Source organism: Kribbella aluminosa (assembly GCF_017876295.1).
In the GTDB taxonomy this organism is placed as follows: domain Bacteria; phylum Actinomycetota; class Actinomycetes; order Propionibacteriales; family Kribbellaceae; genus Kribbella; species Kribbella aluminosa.
The window spans coordinates 3,808,460-3,833,080 of sequence record NZ_JAGINT010000001.1; the positions used below are offsets into that span (position 1 = coordinate 3,808,460).

Genomic DNA, 24,621 nt, shown 5'->3' on the forward strand with positions numbered 1-24,621 from the left:
ACTTCAGGAAACGTCCTCCAGTGCCGCGACGATGGCGGGCGGCACTGTGAGCTCTTCCACACCCAGCACGGACTTCAGTTGCAGCGCCGTCCGGGCCCCGACGATCGCCGCCGACACGCCCGGCCGGTCCCGCACCCAGGTGAGCGCCACCTCGAGCGGGGTCCAGCCGAGCCCGTCGGCGGCTCGCGCGACCGCTTCCACGATGCCCGATGCCCGGGCGTCGAGGTAGGGGTCGACGAATCTGGACAGATGCTGAGACGCCGCCCGCGAGTCCGCCGGGATGCCCGTCCGGTACTTCCCGGTCAGCACCCCGCGGCCGAGCGGCGACCAGGCGAGGATCCCGATCCCGAGTCCGGCGGCCGCCCGGATCGCGTCCACCTCGGCGTCCCGGGCGAGCAGCGAGTACTCCACCTGGTTGGCGACCGGGACCGCGCGGCCCGGCCAGGCCTGCTGCCAGGTGACTGCCCGCGCGGACTTCCAGCCGGCGTAGTTCGAGACGCCGACGTACCGCACCTTGCCGGAGCTGACCGCGTGGTCCAGGGCCGAGAGCGTCTCCTCCAGCGGCACGTCGTCGGACCAGGTGTGCAACTGCCACAGGTCGAGGTAGTCGGTGTTCAGCCGCCGCAGCGAGCCGTCGAGGTCGCGGAGCAGCGCACCACGCGAGGTGTCGGTGATCCGCTCGCCGCGCCGGACGCTGAACCCGGCCTTGGTCGCGATCACCACGTCGTCGCGGTCCACCACGTCGCCGAGCAGCGACCCGATCAGCTGCTCGCTGTCGCCGTCGCCGTACGCCGCCGCCGTGTCGATCAGCGTGCCGCCCGCGGACACGAACGCGGCCAGCTGCTCGCGCGCCTCGTGCTCGTCGGTGTCCCGGCCCCACGACATGGTGCCCAGGCCGAGCCTGCTCACCGCGAGTCCACTGTGACCGAGATAGCGCTGCTGCATGACCCGAGCCTATTGCGGCCCACCGACAACCTCTCGCTAGGCTCGCCAGTCATGCGACTCGGACTGAACATCGGCTTCGTCTTCGGCGGCGACGACCATCTGGACCATTTGAGGCTGGTGAAGGAGGCCGAGGCACTCGGTTTCTCGGTCACCTGGGCCGCGGAGGCGTACGGCTCGGACGCCGCCACGCTGCTCAGCTGGATCGCCGCCCAGACCACGACCATCGACGTCGGCGCGGCCGTCTTCCAGATCCCGGCCCGGACACCGGCCATGACCGCGATGACGGCGGCCACCCTGGACCGGCTGTCGAACGGCCGGTTCCGGCTCGGCCTGGGCGTGTCCGGTCCGCAGGTCTCGGAGGGCTGGCACGGCGTCCGGTTCTCTCAGCCCCTCCTCAGGACGCGTGAGTACGTTGACATCGTGAACGCGGCCCTCCGGCGTGAGACGGTCGCGTACGAGGGGAAATACTTCACGCTGCCGCTGCCCGACGGACCGGGCAAGGCGCTGAAACTGACCGTGCGGCCGATCCGCGACCACGTGCCGGTGTACTTGGCGGCGGTCGGCCCGAAGAACCTCGAGCTGGCCGGCGAGATCGCCGACGGCTGGCTCGGGATCCTCAATGACCCAGGCTTCCTTGGAGAGCAGTTGACGCACATCCGGACCGGCCGCGCGGCCGGTCAGAAGGACCTCGACGGCTTCGACGTCGTCGTCACCACGCCGCTCATGACCGGTGACGACGTTCACGCGGCAGCGGACCCGGTCCGTGGGTACGCCGCCCTGTACATCGGCGGCATGGGCAGCCGGGAGAAGAACTTCTACAACGACCTGGCGGTCCGGATGGGGTACGCCGACGAGGCGAAGGAGATCCAGGACCTGTACCTGGACAAGAAGCACCGCGAGGCGATGGCCGCCGTACCGTTCGGGTTCCTGGACGGGATCTCGCTGCTCGGCGGCAAGGAGCGGATGGCCGAGAAGCTGACCGCGTACGCCGAGGCGGGTGCGACCACCGTCGCGCTGACGCCGTTCGCGTCGACGGTCGAGCAGCGGATTGCCGACCTGCGGACCGCCGCCGAGGCGCTTGAGCTGTCCGGGGTCGGTCACTGATGACGATCTGGGACTCCATCATCCTCGGCATCGTCGAGGGCCTGACCGAATTTCTGCCGGTCTCCAGCACCGGGCACCTGACGATCGTGTCGAAGATGCTCGGGCTGAAGATCAACGACCCGTCGATCACCGGGTTCACCGCGGTGATCCAGGTCGGTGCGATCCTCGCCGTCATCCTGTACTTCTGGAAGGACATCGTCCGGATCGTCGGCGCCTGGGTGGGGGGCCTCACGAAGCCCGAGCGGCGCTCCGAGTTCGACTACCGGATGGGCTGGTACGTGATCGTCGGCTCGGTGCCGATCGGGATCGTCGGCTTCCTCGCCAAGGACCTGATCTCCGGCCCGTTGCGGAGCCTGTGGTGGGTGGCCGGGGCGCTGATCGCCTGGTCGGCCGTGATGGTCGCGGCCGAACGGCTGAGCAGCAAGGAACGGCCGCTGACCCGGATCACCTTCCTGGACGCGCTGGTGATGGGCCTGGTCCAGTGCCTGGCGCTGATCCCCGGCGTGTCCCGCTCCGGCGCGACGATCTCCGCCGGTCTGTTCCGCGGCCTGGACCGGGTCGCGGCGACCAGGGTCTCGTTCCTGTTCGGCATCCCGGCGCTGGTCGGCGCGGGTGTGTACGAGCTCAAGGACGCCCTGGGCGGCGGCGTCGGAGCGGTGCCGCTGCTGGTCGGTACGGTGGTCAGCTTCGTGGTCGCGTACGCCTCGATCGCCTGGCTGCTGCGGTTCGTCGCCAAGCACTCGATCGAGCTGTTCGCGTTCTACCGCGTGCTGCTCGGCGTCGTCCTGCTGATGCTGCTGTCGACCAGCACGATCACGGCGACCTAGACCGTTTCTAGAGCCAGCCGACCTTGCGGAAGAAGCGGTACATGGTGACGCAGACGACCGCCATCAGCAGGAGGATCGCGTAGTACCCGAAGTGCCAGCTGAGCTCGGGCATGTTGTCGAAGTTCATGCCGTAGATGCCGGCCAGCATGGTCGGTACGGCGGCGATCGCGACCCAGGCGGAGATCTTCCGCATGTCGTCGTTCTGCTGGACCGAGACGCGCGCGAGGTGCGCGTTCAGCGCGGACGTGAGCAGGGTGTCGATCGCCTCGGCCTGGTCGGAGACCCGGCTGAGGTGGTCGGCCACGTCGCGGAAGAACGGGCTCGCCTTCGGGCCGAGCCCGGCGACGCCGTGCGCGAACTGCTCCATCGGCTCGCGCAGCGGGTCGATCGCGCGGCGCATCTCCAGCACCTCGCGCTTCAGCAGGTAGATCCGCTCCGCGTCGCTGGTCCGCTCCGGCGAGAACACCGAGCCCTCGATCTCGTCGACGTCGATCTCGACCTGCTCCGCGACGGTCTCGTAGTCGTCCACGATCGCGTCGCAGATCGCCCACAGGACGGCGGCCGGTCCGTGCCCGAGCATCGACGCCCGGGCCTCGAGCTCGTGCCGGGTGGTGGCGAGTTCGCCGCCTTCGCCGTGCCGCACGGTCACGACGTACCGCGGGCCGACGAACGCGGTCACCTGCCCGGTCTCGACGGCGTCGCCCGCGTCGACGTACCAGAGGGTCCGCAGTACGACGAGGATCGTGTCGCCGAACCGCTCCACCTTCGGGCGCTGGTGGATCTGCAGTGAGTCCTCGATCGCCAGGTCGTGCAGCCCGAACAGCCGTTGCACGCGCTGCATCTCGGCGTCCGACGGGTCGTGCAGGCCGATCCAGCCGAAGCTCTCGGCGTCGTCGTCGATGGCCTGGGCAACGGTCTCGGGGTCCTTGGGCAGCTGCTGACGCTCCCCGGCGGTGTACACCCCGCAGTCCACGATCACCCGACCATGATTGCACCCCGCTTGGGCCGACCCGATAACGTGCAGTGCATGCCCACGGTGATCCTGGTCCGGCACGGCCGCAGCTCCGCGAACACTTCCGGCACCCTGGCCGGCCGTACGCCCGGCGTGAAACTCGACGACGCGGGCGTTCAGCAGGCCGCAGCGGTGGCGCAGCGACTGGCCGAGCTGCCGCTGGCCGCCCTCGTCACCTCGCCGCTCGAGCGCTGCCGGCAGACCGCGGCCGCGATCGCGAAGTACCACGAAGGGTTGCGTCCGGCAACGGATCGTGGGCTGACCGAGTGCGGGTACGGCGACTGGACCGGGAAGAAGATCTCGGCGCTGGCGAAGGACCCGTTGTGGGCCGTCGTCCAGCAGCACCCGTCGGCCGTCACGTTCCCCGGCGGGGAGTCGATGCGGGGCATGCAGCAACGGGCCGTCGACGCGGTCCGCGCGCATGACGCCGAGCTGGCGAAAAGCCATGGCGGCAACGCGATCTGGGTCGCGGTCTCGCACGGCGACGTGATCAAGGCGATCGTCGCGGACGCGCTCGGTCAGCACCTGGACACGTTCCAGCGGATCGTCGTGGACACCGCGTCGACGACGATCATCACCTACACCGCGACCCGCCCGTTCCTGGTCCGGCTGAACGACTCCGGCAGCGAACTGGCCTCGCTGATCCCTAAGCCGTCAGCGAAAGCGAAGCCGAAGAAGCAGTCCTCGGACGCGGTTGTCGGCGGACGGTAATAGGGTCGGACGTATGGCGCGAGTTGTGCACTCCTACGACGACCCCGAGCGGTTCGTCGCCGGCACCGTGGGGGAACCCGGTGCGAGGACGTTCTTCCTGCAGGCCCGGGCCGGGCACCGGTTGACCTCGGTCGCCTGTGAGAAGGAACAGGTGATGGCGCTCGCGGAGCGGCTCGACGTGATGCTGGATGAGGTCGCGCGGCGCTTCGACCGGGACCCGGTCGCCCAGACCGGCGCGGACGACAACGCACCGCTGGAGCAGCCGATCGAGGAGGAGTTCCGGGCCGGCACCATGACGCTGGCCTGGGAGGCCGACGCCGAGCGGGTGGTGATCGAGGTGTTCGCGGTCGTCGCCGTCGACCCGGCCGAGCTCGAGGAGGAGCCCGACCCGGTCGGCGCCGCGATGGAGTCCGACGACGCCGAGGTGTTCGTGGTCCGGATCACCGAGGAGCAGGCCCGGGCCTTCGCCCGCCGCGCGGTCGCCCTGGTCGCGTCGGGCCGCCCGAGCTGCCCGTTCTGCGGCCGGCCGATCGATGCGGACGGCCACATCTGCCCACGGGCCAACGGCTACCGCAGGCACCTGCCGGAATGACGATCGACCCGGAGCTGCTCGCCCTCGGGGAGCTCTCGTTGCACGGCCGCCTGGTCGCCGCCTCGAACGGTACGTATCAGGGTTCGGTGAGCCTGTCCGGTGCGAGCGCGACCGTCGTCTACAAGCCGGTCGAGGGGGAGCGCCCGCTGTGGGACTTCCCGGACGGCACGCTCGCCCAGCGTGAGTTCGCCGCGTACGTCGTGTCCGAGGCGCTCGGGTGGCACGTCGTTCCGCCGACGCTGTTGCGGGACGGGCCGCTCGGCGTCGGCATGGTGCAGCTGTGGATCGACGAGGCTGAGGTTGCGGCGGGGGAGACCGAGCTGGTCGACATCGTCCCGCAGGGCCGCGTGCCGGACGGGTGGGTCGGCGTACTGGAGGCTCTCGACGGCCGGCACAACCCGGTCACGCTGGTGCACGCGGACAACGACGCGTTGCGGCGGATGGCCGTGTTCGATGCCGTGGTCAACAATGCGGACCGCAAGGGCGGCCACGTGCTGAACCCGGGGGACGGGCGCGTGTACGGCGTGGACCACGGCGTCACGTTCAACGCCGACGACAAGCTCCGGACGGTGCTGTGGGGCTGGGCCGGCGACCCGATTCCGGGCGAGCTGCTCGACGACGTCAAGCGCCTGGCGGGCGAGCTGGCCGGTGCGCTCGGGCAGCAGTTGTCGGAGCTGATCACCACGGTCGAGCTGACCGCGACCCGGGAACGCTGCGCGGCCCTGCTCAAGACTGGGATCTTCCCGTTCCCGAGCGACGAGTGGCCCGCGATTCCCTGGCCGGCCTTCTAAGGCTGCACGGAGACGTTCCCGACGCGGCCGTGGTCGTCGAAGTCGACCGTGATCGTGCTTCCGTTCGGCGCCGTGGCGTGGAGCATGTTCGGGCCTTCGTCGGACGTCAGGCCGAAGTGCTGGAAGTAGCCGCGGACGACCTGCCGGTGGTCGCCCGGGAACACGCTGACCGCGGTCATCAGCAGCCGCGGCGTGGCGATCGCGTCGAAGCCCGCCAGCGGCAGCTGCTCGTCCGCGACGTGCAGGTACACGTGCCCTCGGCCCTCGTTGATCGCGGTCGACCAGACGCCGCGCCCGCCGAGAACGGTACCGGCCGTGATCGCGAGCATGATCGCGGCCTGCGCCGGCTGCTCGAACCCGCCGAGCTCGAGGGTCTCGGCGGTGAACTCGGCGATCGCGTGCCGCTCGCCGAACTCCCGGATCGCGCTCGCCGGCGCGACCGCGGGCGCATCCGGGCCGAAGCCCGGGTTCGCCCAGCCCCACAGCCAGGTCCGGTCGAGCTCGGAGAAGCTGCCGAGCAGCGTGACGCCGCTCAGCACGCCGCGGTCGCTGCTGAGCGTCCGTTCGTTCAGGTCGGCCTCCAGGGAGTCCGGCCCGACGACGTCGTTGAACAGGTCCTGCTGCTGGATCGCGGCCGCGGCGATCCAGCCGCCGTACGCGCGAAACTCGGCACTGAAGTCGGCAGTCATCGCCCAGGAGGGTATCCGCCGGCAGGGTGCACGCCGCGCTCCGGCCCACGGACTGGAACCGTGTCGCGTCATTGAAAATGGGACTGGCATAAGCTCCGATACATGCAGGCGTGGACGAAACCAGACATCCCGGTCGTACCCGGGCCGGCCCGGCGGCTACGCCTCTACGACACCGCCTCCGGCGGGCTGGTCGAGGTGGAAGCCGGCGACGGGAAGACCGCCCGGATGTACGTGTGCGGCATCACGCCGTACGACGCGACGCACATGGGGCACGCGGCGACGTACGTCACGTTCGACCTGGTCAACCGGCTGTGGCGGGACTCCGGGTACGACGTGGTCTACACGCAGAACATCACCGACGTCGACGACCCGCTGCTGGAGCGCGCGACCGCGACCGGCGTCGAGTGGACCGACCTCGCGGCGCAGGAGATCCAGCTGTTCCGGGACGACATGACGGCGCTGCGGGTGATCCCGCCGCAGCACTACATCGGCGTGGTCGAGTCGATCGACCTGGTGGCGAACGCGGTCGAGGACCTGCGGCGGGCGGGGGCGGTGTACTCCGTCGACGGTGACCTGTACTTCGCGGTGAAGACGGATCCGGAATTCGGTGGGGTCTCGGGGTACGACCGGGAGACGATGACGTCGCTGTTCGCGGAGCGTGGTGGGGACCCGGACCGCGAGGGCAAGCAGGATCCGCTGGACAGCCTGTTGTGGCGGCACGAGCGACCGGGGGAGCCGGCGTGGGACTCGGCGCTCGGGCGCGGTCGGCCCGGCTGGCACGTGGAGTGTTCGGCGATCGCGCTGAAGTATCTCGGGATGACGTTCGACGTGCAGGGCGGCGGGTCGGACCTGATCTTCCCGCACCACGAGATGTCGGCGAGCGGCGCGCAGGTCGCGACGGGAGAGCACCCGTTCGCGCGGGCGTACGTGCACCAGGCGATGGTCGGGCTGGACGGCGAGAAGATGTCCAAGTCCAAGGGCAACCTGGTGCTGGTCTCGAAGGAGCGGAACGCCGGCACCGACCCGATGGCGATCCGGCTGGCGCTGCTCACCCACCACTACCGGACCGACTGGTTCTGGACGTCGTCCGACCTGGCCGACGCCCAGGCCCGGCTTCAGCGTTGGCGCACCGCCGTCGCCCGCCCCTCCGGCCCGGACGGAGCAGCCGTTGCAGACGCCGTACGCGCGGCCCTCACCAACGATCTGGATGCGGCCGGAGCCCTGGCAGCCGTCGACGCGTGGTCGGAGGCCGACGGCGACGACCCCGAGGCCCCCGCCCTGATCGCCCAGGCCTGTGACGCCTTGCTGGGCGTCAAGCTCTAGCCGGAAGTCGGAGCAGGGCCTGCGCGTCGGAGGCGTTGAACATGAAATAGCGGGTGCTCAGGCACCACTTCCTGTTCAGCGCCTCGGTGCGCGGTCAGCCGGTGACCGGCTGGTGGGTTTTCACCGGGGTCGGGACCGGCGCCGCGGGTGGGGTGTTGACCTGGGGCGGGGCGGGGTGGTCCACCGGGGGTTTGGGGGTGGGCTTGGATTTGGCGGCGGGCTTCGCGCAGGTGGCGGAGGCCAGGTTGATGGTTTCGGCGCCGGCCAGGTTGATGGTCAGGCCGGTGACCGTGAAGGCGCCGTCCGAGTGCTTCGCCTGGCTGTTGACCTTGATCGACGCCAGCGGGTTCGACGGCAGACTCGCGCCCTGCTTCGTGGTCGGCAGCTTGACCGTCTGGCCGAGCAGCGTCAGCGCGCCGATGTCGATACCGCCGGTGTCACCCGAGCACCACACGTTCAGCGAGTCGATCGCGAGCAGCGACTTCGGCGGCGTGAGCAGCAGGTTGCACAGGTCCGGCAGGTTCTTCACCGGCAGGTCCGCGGTGCTCAGCTTCGGCAGGCCCAGGCCCAGGTCCGGCAGCGCGAGGTTCGGCACCGGGAGGTTGTCGGCGCCGGTCTTCGGCAGGTTCGCGCACTGCTGCTTCAGCTCCGGCGGGATCTTCACCTGACTGAGGATGTCCGGCCCGATCACGATGTCGAACAGCTCCACCGACGCCGAGTCGTTGCCCGCGGTCGCCGTCCCGGCCCGCACCGAGATCAGCGGGTTCTTCGGCAGTTCGAGCGCGGACGTCGTCTGCCGCTTGCCGTCCAGCGACTCGGCGTACGGCGTCTTCGCGACCGGCACCTGTCCTTCGGCGCTCACGGCGTACGCCGAGGACGGGCGCGCCGCCGCGTTGCCGACCGGGGCACTCGCGACCAGGCTGAACGTCACGACGCCCGCCACGGCCGCGGCCGTGAGCACCGTCGGAGCCAACTGTCGTCGCATCGGATTCTCCTTATTTGCTGTCGATCAGGACGAGCGTCCCGAGCGGAACCTGCTGCAGATCGGCGAGCGCGGCCTTCGGCACCCGGACGCAGCCCGCGCTGATCGCCGCACCGAACACGTGCGGATTCGGCCAGCCGTGGATCGCGACGGTACCAGGTCCGCCACCGAACGTGTCCAAGGTGGGACTGTGCGCACCCAGCGGAAGCACGATCGGCGACGCCGAGCGTTTGTGGTCGATGATCGAGCCGAGCAGGAACGTCCGGCCCGGGGGCGTCGGCGTCTTCTTCGCGCCGACCCCGGCCTTCCAGGTCCCGAGGCTCTTGTTGTCCAGGAAGAGCTCGAGCGTCCGCGAGCTGGTGTGCACGCGGACCAGGTACGACGAACTGGCCCGCTCGAGGTCCGTGTCCTGGAGCCAGCCGGTGGACCGGTTCGGCTTGGAGGGCAGCAGCACCCGGACCCAGCCGTCGGTCTGGTCCACCACCGGCAGCCAGGTCGGCCCGAACTGGGTCGGCCCGATCTTCCCGAACGCGTCGCCCGCGTCGGGCGAGGTGAACAGCGCGGCCTCGGCCCGGGGGTGCACGACCACCCCGCCGGTCCCGGCGAACGGGTTGGCGTCCAGCGGCGCGGTGGCGATCGTGGTCGCGGTCGTCGACGCCGTCAGCGTGCTGAGGTCGACCGTCTTCGCGCTGCCGGCCTTGTTGCCGAAGATGCCGATCGCGGCGACCACCCCGAGCAGGACGAGCACAGCCAGTGCAGGGACCGAACTACCACCCCGCTCGTTGCGCATGCCCCGCATGTCCCGGCTCCCAGCGATCCCGGTGACGGCGCGCCGTCACCCCCCAGTTGTCCGGTCGAATATAAACCCACTGGTAACAACGCGCCACACCCCGAGCGGTTACTCTCCTGGGCGGTTCTTGTTCCGCCGCTTGAGGTACCGCTCGAACTCGGCCGCGATCGCCTCGCCGGTGGCCTCCGGCAGGTCGGCGGTGTCGCGCTGCTCCTCGAGCGACTGCACGTACTCCGCGACCTCCGGGTCCTCCTCGCTCAGCTCGTCCGCGCCGCGCTGCCAGGCCCGCGCGAGCTCGGGCAGGTCACCCTCCGGGATGGTCAGGTCGAGCAGCTCCTCGACCTTGCCGAGCAACGCCAGCGACGCCTTCGGGCACGGCGTACCGGCGATGTAGTGCGGGATCGCGGACCAGATCGACACCGACGGCACGCCGAGCGTCGTGCACAGGTCGGCGAACACGCCGGTGATCCCGGTCGGGCCCTCGTACGTCGACGGCTCCAGGCTCCAGGCCGCGGTCAGCTCCTCGTCAGACGAGGTCGCGGACACCGGGATCGGCCGGGTGTGCGGCGCGTCCGCGAGCAGCGCGCCGAGCACGACGACGATCTGCGCGTTCGACTCGTCGACCAGCTCCAGCAGCTCCCGGGAGAACGCGCGCCAGCGCATGTTCGGCTCGACGCCGCGGATCAGCAGCACGTCCCGGCCGGTGTCGTCCGGGCGGGCCAGGTAGATCCGGGTGGTCGGCCAGGTCAGCTGCCGGGCGCCGTCGTCGTCGATCGCGACCCGCGGCCGGTTCACCTGGTAGTCGTAGTAGTCCTCGGGGTCGATGGCCGTCACGAGCTCCGCGTCCCACTCGTCGATCAGGTGGTCGACCGCTCCGGTGGCCGCCTCGGCCGCGTCGTTCCAGCCCTCGAACGCGGCGATCACGACCGGGTCCCTCAGGTTCGCGAGGTCAACCACTCGCAGGCCCCCTGTCGTCTCTCAAGCCAACACCGGCGGGTTGCCGGAATCCGGACTGCAAGCCTACGTGCTGCGACCGGGTCATGCGGCCGGTTTCACCCCGGGCGGAACGTGTCGCGACGGACCAGGGAGAATGGATCGAACGGATCTCGGGAGACGACGTAGAGGAGCTGTAGTTGCCGGCCCTGCAAGCGGTGCTGTGGGACATGGACGGGACGTTGGTCGACTCCGAGAAGGTCTGGGCGGAGGTCCAGCTGGAGCTGCTCGCGGAGCTCGGCGCGGCCTGGACGCTCGAGGACTGTCTGTCGTTGATCGGCAGCGACCTGCGGGACGCCGTGCAGGTCTGGATGGCGCGGATCCCGGAGGGCGTGATCACCGGCGACGAGCTCGCGCACCGGATGTTCTCCGAGGTGGTCGAGGCGCTCCGGCGAGAGGTCACGTTCCAGCCGGGGGCGCTCGAGCTGCTACAAGCGCTGCGTAAGGAAGACGTCCCGTGCGGGCTGGTGTCGGCGTCGTACCGGACGATGATCGACGCGGTGCTGGGGCACCTGCCGCCGGATCCGTTCGACGTGATCGTGGCCGGCGACGAGGTGACGCTCGGCAAGCCGAACCCGGAGCCGTACCTGACCGCGGCCGAGCGGCTCGGCGTCGACCCGGCGTACTGCGTCGTGATCGAGGACTCGATGACCGGTACCCAGGCCGGTACGGCGGCCGGCATGTACGTCGTCGCCGTACCGCAGTGGATCGGCATCCCCGACGCCCCGCGGCGGCTCGTGGTGACGTCCCTGGAGCCGCTGACACCGGAGTCCTTGCGCGCGCTGCTCCGTTGAGGGGCTACCGTCACTTGGTGCCCTCGGGGGTCGTTGATTATGCAGGTGGGGTAACGGGCTGGGGAAAGGTGAGACGGTGAGTGACTGGGTGCGCCGGTTGTCGGCGGCCGTGGCTGTCGGTGCGCTGGGGATCTGCCTGGCTGCCTGTGGTCAGCCGGACGACAATGCGCCGCACCCGGGGGAGCAGACGCCGAAGCTGATGCTGCTGCGGCTGGCGACCACGGACTCGGTCACCTCGCTCGACCCGGCCGGCCAGTACGACGTGGCCTCGCGGACCGTCCAGGCGAACCTCTACCAGACGCTGCTGACGATCCTTCCGGACAAGCCGACGCCGGTGCCGGACGCGGCGGACTGCCAGTTCGACTCGCCGACGACGTACACCTGCAGCCTGAAAGAGAACCTGACCTTCCCGAACGGGCACCAGCTGACCTCGTCGGACGTGAAGTTCAGCTTCGACCGGCTGGTCAAGCTGCGGACGCCCGGGGGACTGGCCCCGCTGTTCGCGTCGGTGAAGTCGGTGAGTACGCCGGATCCGCTGACCGCCGTGTTCAACCTGACCAGCCCGGACGCGCGGCTGCCGTACCTGCTGACTACGACCGCGGCGTCGATCGTCGACGAGCAGTCCTACCCGGCGGACGCGCTGCTGCAGGACAAGGCGATCGGCAGCGGGCCGTACCAGCTGGCCGGATTCAAGTCGGGCGCCGAGGTCGCGCTGACGAAGTTCACCAACTACCACGGTCCGCGGGCGGCGCAGAACGACGGCGTCACGATCACCACCGTGCCGAGCGCTGAGGACCTCTACCGGCAGATCGCCACCGGGAAGACCGACCTCGCGTTCCACGGTCTCGGCCCGGCGCTGCTCGACAAGCTCCGCACCGCCGGCGGCGTCCAGGTCGTCGACGCGGGCGCCGCGGAGATCCGGCTGTACGCGTTCCAGATGAAGTCGCTGCTGTCCCGCAACCCGGCGATCCGGCGCGCCGTGGCGCAGGTCGTCGACCGGGCCGCACTCGCGAAGACGGCGTACGGCGATCACGTGTCGCCGCTGTTCTCGGTCGTACCGCCGGGCTTCGGCGGACAGGTGGACGCGTTCAGGACGGAGTACAAGCAGCCGAACAAGACCGTGGCCGCCGCGATGCTGAGGAACGCGCACATCGCCGTACCGGTGCCGTTGACGGTCGGCTGGACGCCCTCGCAGTACGGCGTGGGCGCGAAGGCCGAGGTGCTGGAGCTGAAGCGGCAGCTCGAGGCGTCCGGGCTGTTCCGGATGACGCTGCGGAGCGCCGAGTGGCCGCAGTACCAGCAGGCGACGGCGGCCGGGGCGTACGACGTGTTCATGGCCGGCTGGACGCCGGACTACCCGGACGCCGACGACTACCTGCGGCCGTTCGTCGCGACCGACGGTGCGTTCGCGTCGAACGGGTACCGGTCGGCGGCGGCGACGAAGCTGCTGCAGCAGGAACGCGGCGAGCAGAACGGTCTGCAGCGCGACGACCTGATCGGTCAGCTACAGGGAGTGATCGCGCGGGAGGCACCGGTGATCCCGCTCTGGCAGGGACACGTCACCGTGGTGGCCGGCAAGGACCTGCAGAACGTGAAAACCGCGCTCGACCCGCTGTCGTTCCTGTATTTGTCCGGATTACGGCACTGACACAAAAATGCCATGGCAGTAACGGTTCGCGAGGTCCCGGCGACCGTCGGTGCGACGCCGTGGTTTACTGCGGAATGTCCACGATACGGGACGATTTCCTGACGATCACGATCGGGCAACGCAGCACTTTCCGCGTTTGACTCCGGGGTGTAATGGCGGCAGGTTAAGGCGGCAGTCATACCGGATTTCGTTCCGGTTCATCCGACGAACGAGGTAGGGGTACAGATCGCGTGAGCGCGCCACTCGAGGTCGATCCCGCATCATCGTCAGCCCAGCCGGAGGCGGTGCTCGAAGGCGTCGGCAAGATCGAGGGCAGGTCGCTCTGGCAGATCTCCTGGATGCGGCTGAAGCGGGACAAGGTCGCGATCGCCGGCGGGATCTTCGTGATCATCCTGATGCTGGTCGGGGTGTTCGCCCCGCTGCTGTGCAAGCTCGTCGGGGTCACGCCGAACGACTTCCATCAGGACCTCGTGGACGCGTCGCTGCAGACGCCGATCGGCAAGTTCGGCGGGGTCAGCTGGAGCCATCCGCTCGGCGTCGAGCCGGTGAACGGCCGGGACATCTTCGCCCGGATCGTCTACGGCGCCCGGATCTCGCTGCTGATCGCGTTCCTGGCGACGCTGCTGTCGGTGGTCATCGGGGTCGTGATGGGGATCGTCGCCGGGTACTTCGGCGGCTGGGTCGACACCCTGATCAGCCGGCTGATGGACATCTTCCTGGCGTTCCCGCTGGTGCTGTTCGCGCTCGCGCTGGTCGGCGCCGTACCGGACTCGATCCTCGGCCTCCAGGGTGACGCGCTGCGGGTCGCGCTGATCGTCTTCATCATCGGCTTCTTCAGCTGGCCGTACATCGGCCGGATCATCCGCGGCCAGACGCTGTCACTGCGCGAACGCGAGTTCGTCGACGCGGCCCGCAGCCTCGGCGCGGGCCGGCCGTACATCCTGTTCACCGAACTGCTGCCGAACCTGATCGCGCCGATCCTGGTCTACGCGACCCTGCTGATCCCGACCAACGTCCTCTTCGAGGCGGGTCTGTCGTATCTCGGCGTCGGCGTCCGCCCCCCGACCGCCAGCTGGGGCGACATGCTGTCGATCGCGGCGAAGTGGTACTCGGTCGACCCCTGGTACATGATCTCGCCGGGTCTGTCGATCTTCATCACGGTGCTGGCGTTCAACCTGTTCGGCGACGGGCTGCGCGACGCGCTCGACCCGCGGTCGCGGTAGGACTTCTCTCCAACCAGGGAGCCTGGGCTCTCACAAATAAAGGGGTGCAAGAAGAGATGAGATGGAATCGCATCACGACGGCCACCGCCGTCAGTGCGGCCGTCGCCCTGAGCCTGGTGGCTTGCGGGGGACCCAAGGCGTCGCCGGGCGGCGGATCCAGTGCCGGCGGCGCGACGGCCGAGTTCAACGCCGCTGTGGGCAAGGACTTCAAACCCAGCGACAAAAAGGGTGGCACGCTGCGGATGGCGATCACCCAGCAATGGGACTCGACCGACCCGGGTGACACCTACTACGGCCTGTCCTGGAACCTGGTGCGCAACTACGTCCGTCCGCTGATGACGTTCAAGGCGGCGCCGGGTGCGGAAGGAGCCAAGCCGGTTCCGGACCTCGCCGAGGCGCCCGGTGTGCCGAGCAACAACGCCACGACCTGGACCTACAAGATCCGCAAGGGGATCAAGTTCGAGGACGGTACGCCGGTCACCTCGAAGGACGTCAAGTACGCCGTCGCGCGGTCGCTGGACAAGGTCACGCTGCCGAACGGCCCGACGTACTTCAACGACTTCCTGCTCGACATCCCGAAGGGCTACAGCGTCTACAAGGACAAGACGCTGGCCGGGGTGGCGAAGGCGATCGAGACGCCTGACGACAACACGATCGTCTTCCACCTGAACAAGCCGTTCGCGAGCTTCGACTACTTCGCCCAGCTGCCGTCGACGGCCCCGGTGCCGCAGGCCAAGGACACGGGTGCGAAGTACAAGGAGCACCCGATCGCGACCGGTCCGTACAAGTTCGGCACCTACAACCCGAACAGCGGCTTCGACCTGGTCCGCAACGACCAGTACGACCCGGCGACCGACCCGGACTCGGGCCGCAAGGCGCTGCCGGACAAGATCACCATCGCCTACAACGTCGAGGGCACCGACATCGACAACCGGCTGCTGGCCGGTGACCTGGACGTCGACCTCGCCGGTACCGGTGTGCAGCCGGAGACCCAGGCGAAGATCCTCGCCGACCCGAAGCTGAAGGCACACGCCGACAACGTGCCGGCGCCGCGGCTGAACTTCACCGTGCTGAACAGCCAGGTCCCGCCGCTGGACAACATCCACTGCCGCAAGGCCGTGCTGTACGCCGCCGACCACGAGGGCTACCAGCGTGCGTACGGCGGTCCGATCGGTGGCGACATCGCGACGAACCTGATGCCGCCGGGCGTCAGCGGGTCGGAGCAGTTCGACGACTACGGTTTCAAGACCGACAAGAACGGCAACGTCGACAAGGCCAAGGCCGAGCTGCAGCAGTGCGGTCAGCCGAACGGCTTCGCGATGAACGTCACCTACCGCACCGACCGGGCCAAGGAGAAGGCGGTCGCCGAGATGCTGCAGCAGTCGCTGAAGCGGGTCGGCATCAACCTGACCACCAAGCCCTACCCGACCGGTGACTACACCAAGCTGTACGCCGGCAAGCCTGACTTCGCGAAGGCGAACAAGCTCGGTCTGATCGTCTACAGCTGGGGCGCGGACTGGAACGACGGCTTCGGCTTCCTGAGCCAGATCGTCGACAGCCGGGTGATCCGGGACGCCGGTGGTAACACCAACCTGGGTATCCGCATCCCCGAGGTCGACACGATGATCGACCAGGCGCTGAAGACGACCGACGAGACCGCCCGGAACAAGATCTGGGTGGACATCGACAAGAAGGTCATGGAGCAGGCGGCCGCGCTGCCGGGCATCTGGGCCAAGGGCCTGCTGTACCGTCCGGACACGCTGGCCAACGTCTTCACCAACGACGGTCAGAACATGTACGACTACGCGGCGATCGGTGTCGCGCAGAAGTAGTTGCTCCGACCAACCATCATTTCGCCAGCAGAGGTAGGTGAAGGCTGACGGTGACCGGTGATCAGCGATGATCACCGGTCACCACGCCGCGCACGGTGCTCGCATATCTGATCCGCCGGCTGATCGGGGCAGTGATCCTGCTCTTCATCGTCACGGCAGTCACGTTCTCGATCTTCTTCCTGGTCCCGCGGCTCGGCGGTGCCACGCCGGACGACCTGGCTTCGCGGTACGTCGGCCGGAGCGTCGGCAAGGAGCAGATCCACGAGACCGCGGTCAAGCTCGGCTTCACCGATCCGCTCTACGTCCAGTACGGCCGGTTCGTCAAAGGACTGGTCGCCGGCACGGAGTACAACTACGGCCCGGGCACCGAGCACTGCCCGGCACCGTGCTTCGGGTACTCGTACCTGACCCAGACCCCGGTGTGGCCCGACCTGGTCGCGCGAATACCGGTCACCGCCTCGCTGGCGGGTGGTGCGGCGTTCATCTGGCTGATCACCGGTGTCGGCACCGGCATCATCTCCGCACTGAGACGCGGGTCCGTGCTCGACCGATCACTCATGTCGGTGGCGCTGGCCGGTGTCTCGCTACCGATCTTCTTCACCGGCCTGCTGTCGCTGTCGATCTTCAGCTACGGTCTCGGCTGGACGGTCCAGGGTGGTACCAACCCACTCGACGAGACGAACCCGTTGTGGTGGGCGTACGACCTGATACTTCCGTGGGTGACGCTCGCGTTCCTGTACGCCGCGGCGTACGCGCGACTCACTCGGGCCGGCATGCTCGAGACGATGAACGAGGACTTCGTCCGGACCGCGCGGGCCAAGGGCCTGAAGGAGCGGGACGTGGTGATCAAGCACGGGCTGCGGTCCGCGCTGACGCCGATCCTGACCATCTTCGGCCTGGACCTGGGGCTGCTGATGGGTGGCGCGATCTTGACCGAGACCACGTTCTCGCTGCCGGGCATCGGCCAGTACGCCGTCATCGCGCTGCAGGCCAACGACCTGCCGAAGGTGCTCGGCGTGACGCTGGTGGCGGCGTTCTTCATCGTGTTCGCGAACCTGGTCGTGGATCTCCTGTACGCCGTTGTCGACCCGAGAGTGCGGATCTCGTGAGTGAGCCCATCGAAGTACAAGACGCCCCGAAGCAGCGGGTCGAGCGCGGTGAGGCGTTCCTCGACGTGCGCGATCTCAAGGTGCACTTCCCGACCGACGACGGTGTGGTGAAGTCGGTCGACGGGGTGTCGTTCAAGCTCGAGCGCGGCAAGACGCTCGGCATCGTCGGCGAGTCCGGCTCCGGGAAGAGCGTCACCAGCCTGTCGATCATGGGCCTGCACAAACCGGGCGTCGCGAAGATCAGCGGCCAGATCTTCCTGGACGGCCAGGACCTGGTGTCGTCGTCGCCTGAGGAGGTCCGGCTGCTCCGCGGCAAGCGGATGGCGATGATCTTCCAGGACCCGCTGTCCGCGATGCACCCGTTCTACACGGTCGGGCACCAGATCATCGAGGCGTACCGGGTGCACAACCAGGTCAGCAAGCAGGTCGCCCGCAAGCACGCGATCGAGATGCTGGACCGGGTCGGCATCCCGCAGCCCGACCGGCGCGTCGACGCGTACCCGCACCAGTTCTCCGGCGGCATGCGGCAGCGCGCGATGATCGCGATGGCGCTGTCCTGCGACCCGGACCTGCTGATCGCGGACGAGCCGACGACCGCGCTGGACGTCACCGTGCAGGCGCAGATCCTGGACCTGATCCGGGACCTGCAGCGGGAGTTCAACTCCGCGGTCATCATCATCACCCACGACCTCGGGGTGGTCGCCGAGCTGGCCGACGACATCCAGGTGATGTACGCCGGGCGCGCGGTCGAGTACAGCACCGCGGAGGACATCTTCGACCGGCCGCAGCATCCGTACACCTGGGGTCTGCTCGGGTCGATGCCGCGGATCGACCGGGAGCGCAGCGAACGGCTGATCCCGATCAAGGGCACGCCGCCGAGCCTGATCAACGTGCCGAAGGGCTGCGCGTTCAACCCGCGCTGCAACTACGCGCACCTGAACGACGGCCTCAGCGAGACCGAGCGGCCGGAGCTGCTGGACACCGGCGACGGCCACATGGTGGCCTGCCACCTCTCCCCGCAGAACCGCCGCGAGGCGTGGGAGACCGACATCAAGCCGAAGCTCTGAACGGGACGACTGTGACTACTACTGACACGGGATCAAGCTCAGGACCGACTCCGAACGCCCCGAAGGCGAACGAGGAGCTGCTCTCGGTCGACGGCCTCGTCAAGCACTTCCCGATCCGCAAGGGGCTGCTGCAGCGCCAGGTCGGCGCCGTGCAGGCGGTGGACGGCCTGTCCTTCGGCGTGAAGCAGGGCGAGACGCTGTCGCTGGTGGGGGAGTCGGGCTGCGGCAAGACCACGACCGGTCGGCTGCTCACCCGGCTGGAGACGCCGACCGCCGGGAAGATCGTGTTCGAGGGGCATGACATCAGCCACCTCAGCGAGGGGCGGATGCGCCCGCTGCGCCGCGACATCCAGATGATCTTCCAGGACCCGTACGGTTCGCTGAACCCGCGGCACACGGTCGGCAAGATCGTCGGCGCGCCGTACCACCTGCAGAACGTGAAGACCGAGCACGGCGTGAAGAAGGCCGTGCAGGAGCTGCTCGAACTCGTCGGCCTGAGCCCGGAGCACTACAACCGGTACCCGCACGAGTTCTCCGGCGGCCAGCGGCAGCGGATCGGCATCGCCCGTACGCTGGCCCTGCGCCCGAAGCTGATCGTCGCGGACGAGCCGGTGTCGGCGCTGGACGTGTCGATCCAGGCCCAGGTCGTGAACCTGCTCGAGGACCTGCAGGACGAGTTCGACCTGACGTACGTGATGATCGCCCACGACCTGTCCGTCGTACGGCACGTGTCCGACCGCGTCGCGGTCATGTACCTCGGCAAGATCGTCGAGCTGGCCGACCGGGTCAGCCTCTACGAACGCCCGATGCACCCGTACACGGTCGCCCTGCTGTCCGCCGTCCCGGTCCCCGACACCAAGCGCAAGGGCAAGCAGGATCGCATCCGCCTCCAGGGCGACGTCCCCAGCCCGATCAACCCACCCCCCGCCTGCCGCTTCCACACCCGCTGCTGGAAGGCCCAGGAAATCTGCAAAACCCAAGAACCACCCCTGCTCGAACTGGCCCCCGGTCACCAAACAGCGTGCCACTTCCCGGAGAACCTGGAACCCCCGGCCGCCAAGACCGTTCAGGACAGCTGATCCAGACGGACGAGCCGAAGGGGCAGGTGCTGCCTGCCGGGTCAGTGCAGTGCGGCGGGCAGTCCGAAGGGCGTGAAGTGGTCGGGGCCGATGAACGAGGTGAGATCGGAAATGTGTTCGCCTCGCAGCGTCAGCACGGTGATCGACCAGGCGAGGTGCGGGCCGGTGGCGTCGTTTCCCAGGTAGAACGCCACGGCCGGTTGGCCGTTCGCGCTGGTCGGGACGTGCCGCCAACTGGGGCAGCGGGTCAGCGGGACCTGTACGGCGAAGTCTGTGACGGCCTCGATGCCGTGGTACCAGTGTGGCAGCGGCGGCATCGACCAGGTGACATCGTCGGTCAGCAGCGCGACCAAGGCGTCGGCGTCGCCGTTCTCCAGTGCGGCGGCGTACTCGGCGACGATCTTCCGCAGGCGGCCGTCGTCGACGTTCCGCAGCGTCTGCTGCTGGGTGCGGGAGGGCACCTTTTCCGCGACGATCTTGCGGGCTCGTGCCAGAGCGGAGTTCACCGACGTGGTCGAGGTGTTCATCGTGGTGGCGATCTCGGCGGCGGAGAAGCCGAGGACATCGAAGAGCAGCAGGGCAGCGCGCTGGTTGCCCGGCAGGTGTTGCAGCGCGGCGACGAAGGCGAGTTCGACGGCCTCGCGTTGCTCGTAGCGCGCGTCCGGGCCGGCTTGGCTGCCGGAGAGGTTCGCGTCGGGGTAGGGCCCAAGCCAGGCGACGTCGGCCAGCGGGGCGTTGCCGTCGAGCACGGCGTGGTCGCTGGACGGGCCGAGGTCGACGGGCAGGGCACGCTTGCCGCGGGTTTCGGCGACGTCCAGACAGGTGCGAGTCACCACGGTGTAGAGCCACGTGCGCAGTGAACTGCGGCCCTCGAAGCGGGCGAGCCCCCGCCATGCCCGCAGCAGGGCGTCCTGCAGGGCGTCGTCGGCGTCGTGAGTGGAGCCGAGCATGCGGTAGCAGTGGGCATGCAACTCTCGGCGCAGTGGTGTCACGAGGCGTGTGAACGCGCCGTTGTCCCCGTCACGCGCCTTGCCCAGGTCGACATCCTCGGCACCCATCGCCGCCGTGTCCTGTGCGGGGAAAGAAAATTCGCTCACAAGCGACGATTCTGGCCCGCGGTGGGAGTCCCACCTCAGACAGGTCACGGCCGCTCCGGCCAGGCGCAGTGAAGAGCACGACCCACGACAGGAGACCCTTCCGACATGGCCGAGACAGAACCGAAAGCAGGCTACCACCGCGCGACCGACATCTGGCCGCTGATCCACGCCGAGCGGGCCGCGCTGGCAGTCGACCTCGCGGATCTGACCGGCGAGCAGTGGGTGACGCCGTCGTTGTGCACCGGGTTGTCGGTGCGTGAGGTCCTTGCGCACCTCACCGCGGCGGCGAGCCTCAACCCCGTGCAGTGGCTTGCGGGCGTGATCCGGTGCCGGTTCGACTTCGACAAGCAGGTGGCGATGCGGCTGGCCGAGCAACTGGGCGGGACCGCGGCCGAGACGCTGGAGCGGTTCCGCCGCGTGGTCACGAGCACGACCAAGCCACCCCTCCCGATCATTGCGATGCTGGGCGAATCGATCGTGCATGGGGAGGACATCCGACGGCCGCTGGGCATTCGCCGCGACTACCCGATCACGACGGTCACGGCGGTGGCCGAGTACTACCGGGGCTCCGACCAGGTCGTCCTCGCCAAGGGACGGATCCGTGGCCTTCGACTCGTCGCAACCGACGGGCCGTTCGCCGTTGGTTCCGGCGCGCTCGTGTCCGGTACCAGCCTGGCGTTGACGATGGCGATGACCGGGCGCAGAACCTACTGCGACGAACTCGAAGGCGACGGTGCCGCGACCCTACGTGACCGCTGCTAAACGGTGTGACCGCGGGGCGTGTCTACTTTCCCTGGTGCGGGGGGTGAGGCAAAGGGTTGGGTGTGGAGGCGAGGAGGACGCTGGCGATCAGGGAGTGGCCGGCGGCGTTCGGGTGGTCGCCGTCGGCGGCCAGCAGGGAAGTGATGTTCGAGCTGTCTTTGAACGGGGTGTAGATGTCGACGTACGTCGCGTCGTCGGCGGCCGCAGCGGAGTTGATCGCGCCGTTGGTGCGGAGCGTGAGCTGGTCGCTGGCGACCCGGCCGCTGGCGGGGTACTGGCGGGCCGCGACCTCGCCGTCCTCGAACACGTTCCAGTAGCCGGTCATCAGGATCGTGGTCGGCCGGTTGTCCCGGAGCGCGTGGATCCGGGACAGGATCTTGCCCAGATTCACGGTCAGCTGCTCGAACTCGTCGGCCACGCAGTCGGCCGAGCACTGCCCGCTGGTGACGTCGTCGTGGTGGTCGCCGAAGTCGTTCGCCCCGATCGTCAGCAGTACGACGTTCGCGGACGCGGTGGCGACCTCGGTGGGGGAGTTGGGCTGGTCCAGCGTCTGCAGCAGCCCGGTCGAGTCCAGTCCGCCGACGCCCAGGTTGGTGACGCCGACCGTGGTGTCGCTGCGGTCCTGGAGCAGGTCGCCGTACATCTGCGGGAACGCCGAGCAGTTGCAGTTGGAGCCGGACGTGACCGAGTCACCGAGGGCCACGACCTGGACCTGACCGGCTGGGGGCGGCCGGAAGACTCCACTCACCGTGTCGGCGTTGCTGATCACGGTGACGACGATGAGTACGACCAGGCCAACGGATAGCCGTCGAAGTGTCTGGATCACGCGGGTTTCGTGCGCCTCGTTTCGTGGTGCCCGGGAAGGGCGAGCTGACTGGTCGGGTGGTGTTGCTGGGACCCCGGGAGGGCCAGTTGGTTCGCAAGCCAAGGATAGGCCGTCGCGAAGGCGGGCGCTGCGAACTGCCACACATGCGTCCCGGGGGAGATCTGGACCTGGGACCAGATCCCGACCTTGGCGGCGGCCTTGGACAGCTCATGCGCCTCGCGCTGGTGGCGGTGTTCCTGGGTGCTGGTCAGGAACAGACCGTTCACGCCCGTGTACTTACCGTGTGCCTTCATCACCAGGAGCGGCTCGTTCTGGTGCTGGAGCGTCACGTTGCCGCCGTACAGGTCGTGCAGGGTGGCGGACGGCGTGCTCGTGTACGGCGCGAGGTCGCCGGAGACGTCGATGAAGTGCCTGAACACGTCCGGGTGCTCGACGACCAGGTCGAGCGCGCAGGTTCCGCCCATCGAGAACCCGGCGACCGCCCACTGCGCCGGGTCGGTGGAGGCACCGAAGGTCTTCTGGATGTACTTCGGGATGTCCTGGTCGAGGTGGTCGGTGGCGTTCCCGCGCGGGCCGTTCACGCACTCCGTGTCGTTGGTGAACCGCGCCGTCGCGTCGGCGAACACCAGGATCGGCGCGTACCCGTGGTGCAGGCGGGCGTACTGGTCGGACACCTGGACGGCATTGCCGAGCCGGACCCAGTCGCCCGGGCCGCCGCGCTCGCCGCCGATCAGCTCGACGACGGGCAGGGGATGCCGGTGCTCGGCCTTTACGAACCAGATCGGCGGCAGGTAGACCAGTTCCGGCCGGTGCTTGAAGTGGCTGTACGTCGCGGGAATGACGACCTGGACGAGCTTCCCGACGCCCGGAGGCTTCACCGCGTTGGCCTCATGCCGGAGCCTCGCGATCGACACCTGCCCCGCCAACGGGGTGTTGGTCCAGTCGCTCACGGCGGAGTCGATGGTCGGGTAGTACCCGACGAACTGGTTCACGCCGTTCGCGCACACCAGCGCGGCGAGCGCCGCGGCCACGACCGCCATGCCCCGTCGCCACCACCGCGCGGTCCGCCAGCCGGCGGCCAGCACGAGCAGGGCGGCGATGGCGAGACCCAGCCACAGCCACACCGAGAACGGCAGCGGATCGGTCACCCCGAGCGCCTGGGACCCCGGGTACGCCGCCAGCAAGGTCAGCAGCACCGTGACGCCTGCGATGAGCGGGAGCATCCGCCAGTGCCACTTGTGGTCGCGCCAGCCGACGGCCGCGATCAGCGCACCGGCGGCGAGCACGTCGAGCATCGCCGGAAACCAGCCCCCGAGCAGCGATACGTTCATCAATTTCCTCCGAAGCCGAGTAGACCCAAACCCCAGACGCCGCACAACCCCGGTTGGTTGGCATGCCGGTGCGGGGACCACTCAGCGTCCGCTCAGATTCGTACATCTGAGTGATCAGTCAGTCACCGAGTGTCGTAACCAGAAGCTCGGTGGCCGTCGTTCGACAATGTCGAACGGCAGGCGTTGTTCCGCGCGCGGTTCGCTCTTACATTCCAGCCAGCCGTGGTCGTCACGGCGAGGAAGGGAGGTTCGGTATGGCTACGACCGAGACGGTCAAGGCGAAGACCCTTCTGGGGGAGTGTTCCGCCGAGTTCCTGGGCACGTTCATCCTGATCCTGTTCGGCGTCGGCGTGGTGGCGCAGGTGGTCGCCGGTGGGATCGGCAACCACGACTCGATCGCGTGGGCGTGGGGTCTGGGCGTCACCTTGGGCATCTACGTGGCGGGCCGGATGACCGGCGCGCACCTGAATCCGGCGGTCACCATCGCGCTGGCGGCGTTCCGCGGGTTCAGCTGGAAAAAGGTGGCGCCGTACGCGGGGGCGCAGTTCCTCGGGGCGTTCCTGGCGGCGCTCGTGGTTCGCTGGAACTACACCGAGGCACTGAACAAGTTCGACCCGGGGCTGACCCGGAAGAGCCAGATCGTGTTCTCGACGCTGCCCGGCAACGGCTCGGACATCGGCGTACACCTCTGGGGCGGCTTCCGTGACCAGATCATCGGTACGGCGATCCTGATGCTGCTGATCCTGGCCATCACCGACCTGCGGAACACGGCCCCGGCCGCGAACCTGACACCGTTCATCGTCGGTCTGGTCGTCGTCGGCATCGGCATGGCGTGGGGTACGAACGCCGGCTACGCGATCAACCCGGCCCGTGACTTCGGTCCGCGGCTGGCATCCTTCATCACGGGATACGGCGGGGCGTTCAAGGACCAGTTCGGCGAGGTCTATTTCTGGGTACCGATCGTGGCGCCGATCCTCGGCGCGCTGCTCGGCGCCCTGATCTACGACCAGCTGATCGGCCGCTTCCTGCCGATCGCGGACGCGGACGAGGAGCCGGGCCGGATCCCGGAGGAGAAGACGAGCGCATGACATCGT

General features: G+C 68.7%; 24 protein-coding genes. 15 read left to right on the forward strand and 9 right to left on the reverse strand.

Annotated features, from left to right (window positions below; translation table 11 throughout):
• Positions 1–3 precede the first annotated feature (3 nt).
• Positions 4–945, reverse strand: coding sequence for an aldo/keto reductase (locus JOF29_RS18190; protein ID WP_209695368.1), 942 nt, complete (start codon positions 943–945; stop codon positions 4–6).
• A 51-nt stretch (positions 946–996) separates the two neighbouring features.
• Between JOF29_RS18190 and JOF29_RS18195 the strand changes: the two genes are divergently transcribed.
• A complete protein-coding gene (locus JOF29_RS18195) occupies positions 997–2,049 on the forward strand; it encodes an LLM class F420-dependent oxidoreductase (protein ID WP_209695369.1) in 1,053 nt (350 codons plus the stop codon).
• Positions 2,049–2,876 carry an undecaprenyl-diphosphate phosphatase gene (locus tag JOF29_RS18200; protein WP_209695370.1) on the forward strand — a complete coding sequence of 276 codons (828 nt, stop codon included), beginning with the start codon at positions 2,049–2,051 and terminating at the stop codon, positions 2,874–2,876. The genes JOF29_RS18195 and JOF29_RS18200 overlap by 1 nt, the downstream gene beginning before the upstream one ends.
• A gap of 7 nt (positions 2,877–2,883) precedes the next feature.
• Here the strand turns inward: JOF29_RS18200 and JOF29_RS18205 are convergent, their stop codons facing one another.
• Positions 2,884–3,855 carry a magnesium and cobalt transport protein CorA gene (locus JOF29_RS18205; protein ID WP_209695371.1) on the reverse strand — a complete coding sequence of 324 codons (972 nt, stop codon included), beginning with the start codon at positions 3,853–3,855 and terminating at the stop codon, positions 2,884–2,886.
• Between the two features lie 48 nt (positions 3,856–3,903).
• Between JOF29_RS18205 and JOF29_RS18210 the strand changes: the two genes are divergently transcribed.
• The 3 genes from JOF29_RS18210 to JOF29_RS18220 are packed head-to-tail and all read left to right on the forward strand — an operon-like array spanning position 3,904 to position 5,982.
• Positions 3,904–4,599, forward strand: a complete 696-nt coding sequence (locus JOF29_RS18210; protein ID WP_209695372.1) for a histidine phosphatase family protein — start codon at positions 3,904–3,906, stop codon at positions 4,597–4,599.
• A 13-nt stretch (positions 4,600–4,612) separates the two neighbouring features.
• Positions 4,613–5,191, forward strand: coding sequence for a DUF3090 domain-containing protein (locus JOF29_RS18215; protein ID WP_209695373.1), 579 nt, complete (start codon positions 4,613–4,615; stop codon positions 5,189–5,191).
• Positions 5,188–5,982: an SCO1664 family protein gene (locus tag JOF29_RS18220; protein WP_209695374.1), complete on the forward strand. Its 795-nt coding sequence runs from the start codon at positions 5,188–5,190 to the stop codon at positions 5,980–5,982. The genes JOF29_RS18215 and JOF29_RS18220 overlap by 4 nt, the downstream gene beginning before the upstream one ends.
• On the opposite strand, the gene JOF29_RS18225 is transcribed toward JOF29_RS18220, so the two are convergent.
• Complete coding sequence (locus tag JOF29_RS18225; protein WP_209695375.1) at positions 5,979–6,671, reverse strand: DUF6882 domain-containing protein; 693 nt, start codon at positions 6,669–6,671, stop codon at positions 5,979–5,981. The genes JOF29_RS18220 and JOF29_RS18225 overlap by 4 nt on opposite strands.
• Before the next feature lie 102 nt (positions 6,672–6,773).
• Here JOF29_RS18225 and mshC point away from each other — a divergent pair, with 102 nt between their 5' ends.
• A complete protein-coding gene (mshC, locus tag JOF29_RS18230; protein ID WP_209695376.1) occupies positions 6,774–7,994 on the forward strand; it encodes a cysteine--1-D-myo-inosityl 2-amino-2-deoxy-alpha-D-glucopyranoside ligase in 1,221 nt (406 codons plus the stop codon).
• 94 nt (positions 7,995–8,088) lie between these two features.
• Here mshC and JOF29_RS18235 read toward each other — a convergent pair whose 3' ends face one another.
• The 3 genes from JOF29_RS18235 to JOF29_RS18245 all read right to left on the reverse strand — a co-directional run bounded on the left by JOF29_RS18235 (position 8,089) and on the right by JOF29_RS18245 (position 10,723).
• Complete coding sequence (locus tag JOF29_RS18235) at positions 8,089–8,979, reverse strand: hypothetical protein (protein ID WP_209695377.1); 891 nt, start codon at positions 8,977–8,979, stop codon at positions 8,089–8,091.
• Between the two features lie 10 nt (positions 8,980–8,989).
• A complete protein-coding gene (ldt-CoaP, locus tag JOF29_RS18240) occupies positions 8,990–9,775 on the reverse strand; it encodes a L,D-transpeptidase (protein WP_209695378.1) in 786 nt (261 codons plus the stop codon).
• Positions 9,776–9,874: 99 nt separating this feature from the next.
• Positions 9,875–10,723: a PAC2 family protein gene (locus JOF29_RS18245; protein ID WP_209695379.1), complete on the reverse strand. Its 849-nt coding sequence runs from the start codon at positions 10,721–10,723 to the stop codon at positions 9,875–9,877.
• 176 nt (positions 10,724–10,899) lie between these two features.
• Here JOF29_RS18245 and JOF29_RS18250 point away from each other — a divergent pair, with 176 nt between their 5' ends.
• The 7 genes from JOF29_RS18250 to JOF29_RS18280 all read left to right on the forward strand — a co-directional run bounded on the left by JOF29_RS18250 (position 10,900) and on the right by JOF29_RS18280 (position 19,511).
• Positions 10,900–11,553: an HAD family hydrolase gene (locus JOF29_RS18250; RefSeq protein WP_245357648.1), complete on the forward strand. Its 654-nt coding sequence runs from the start codon at positions 10,900–10,902 to the stop codon at positions 11,551–11,553.
• A gap of 76 nt (positions 11,554–11,629) precedes the next feature.
• Positions 11,630–13,201, forward strand: a complete 1,572-nt coding sequence (locus JOF29_RS18255) for an ABC transporter substrate-binding protein (protein WP_209695380.1) — start codon at positions 11,630–11,632, stop codon at positions 13,199–13,201.
• Positions 13,202–13,431: 230 nt separating this feature from the next.
• On the forward strand, positions 13,432–14,424 hold the full coding sequence (locus tag JOF29_RS45375) for an ABC transporter permease (protein ID WP_209695381.1): 993 nt from the start codon (positions 13,432–13,434) through the stop codon (positions 14,422–14,424).
• A 56-nt stretch (positions 14,425–14,480) separates the two neighbouring features.
• The gene (locus JOF29_RS18265) at positions 14,481–16,256 is read left to right on the forward strand and encodes an ABC transporter substrate-binding protein (protein WP_209695382.1); all 1,776 of its coding nucleotides are present in this window, start codon (positions 14,481–14,483) and stop codon (positions 16,254–16,256) included.
• Between the two features lie 95 nt (positions 16,257–16,351).
• Complete coding sequence (locus JOF29_RS18270) at positions 16,352–17,365, forward strand: ABC transporter permease (protein WP_209695383.1); 1,014 nt, start codon at positions 16,352–16,354, stop codon at positions 17,363–17,365.
• Positions 17,362–18,432 carry an ABC transporter ATP-binding protein gene (locus JOF29_RS18275; RefSeq protein WP_307863435.1) on the forward strand — a complete coding sequence of 357 codons (1,071 nt, stop codon included), beginning with the start codon at positions 17,362–17,364 and terminating at the stop codon, positions 18,430–18,432. The genes JOF29_RS18270 and JOF29_RS18275 overlap by 4 nt, the downstream gene beginning before the upstream one ends.
• A gap of 11 nt (positions 18,433–18,443) precedes the next feature.
• The gene (locus JOF29_RS18280; RefSeq protein WP_209695384.1) at positions 18,444–19,511 is read left to right on the forward strand and encodes an ABC transporter ATP-binding protein; all 1,068 of its coding nucleotides are present in this window, start codon (positions 18,444–18,446) and stop codon (positions 19,509–19,511) included.
• Positions 19,512–19,552: 41 nt separating this feature from the next.
• Here the strand turns inward: JOF29_RS18280 and JOF29_RS18285 are convergent, their stop codons facing one another.
• Positions 19,553–20,608, reverse strand: coding sequence for a sigma-70 family RNA polymerase sigma factor (locus tag JOF29_RS18285; protein WP_307863437.1), 1,056 nt, complete (start codon positions 20,606–20,608; stop codon positions 19,553–19,555).
• A gap of 105 nt (positions 20,609–20,713) precedes the next feature.
• Between JOF29_RS18285 and JOF29_RS18290 the strand changes: the two genes are divergently transcribed.
• Complete coding sequence (locus JOF29_RS18290; protein ID WP_209695385.1) at positions 20,714–21,370, forward strand: maleylpyruvate isomerase family mycothiol-dependent enzyme; 657 nt, start codon at positions 20,714–20,716, stop codon at positions 21,368–21,370.
• A 22-nt stretch (positions 21,371–21,392) separates the two neighbouring features.
• Here the strand turns inward: JOF29_RS18290 and JOF29_RS18295 are convergent, their stop codons facing one another.
• Entirely contained in the window at positions 21,393–22,196 is an 804-nt protein-coding gene (locus JOF29_RS18295) for an SGNH/GDSL hydrolase family protein (RefSeq protein ID WP_209695386.1), read from the reverse strand.
• On the reverse strand, positions 22,193–23,527 hold the full coding sequence (locus JOF29_RS18300; RefSeq protein WP_209695387.1) for an alpha/beta hydrolase: 1,335 nt from the start codon (positions 23,525–23,527) through the stop codon (positions 22,193–22,195). The genes JOF29_RS18295 and JOF29_RS18300 overlap by 4 nt, the downstream gene beginning before the upstream one ends.
• A gap of 254 nt (positions 23,528–23,781) precedes the next feature.
• On the opposite strand from JOF29_RS18300, the gene JOF29_RS18305 reads away from it, so the two are divergent.
• Positions 23,782–24,615 (forward strand): MIP/aquaporin family protein, encoded by an 834-nt coding sequence (locus JOF29_RS18305; protein WP_209695388.1) that lies wholly within the window; start codon positions 23,782–23,784, stop codon positions 24,613–24,615.
• Positions 24,616–24,621 lie beyond the last annotated feature (6 nt).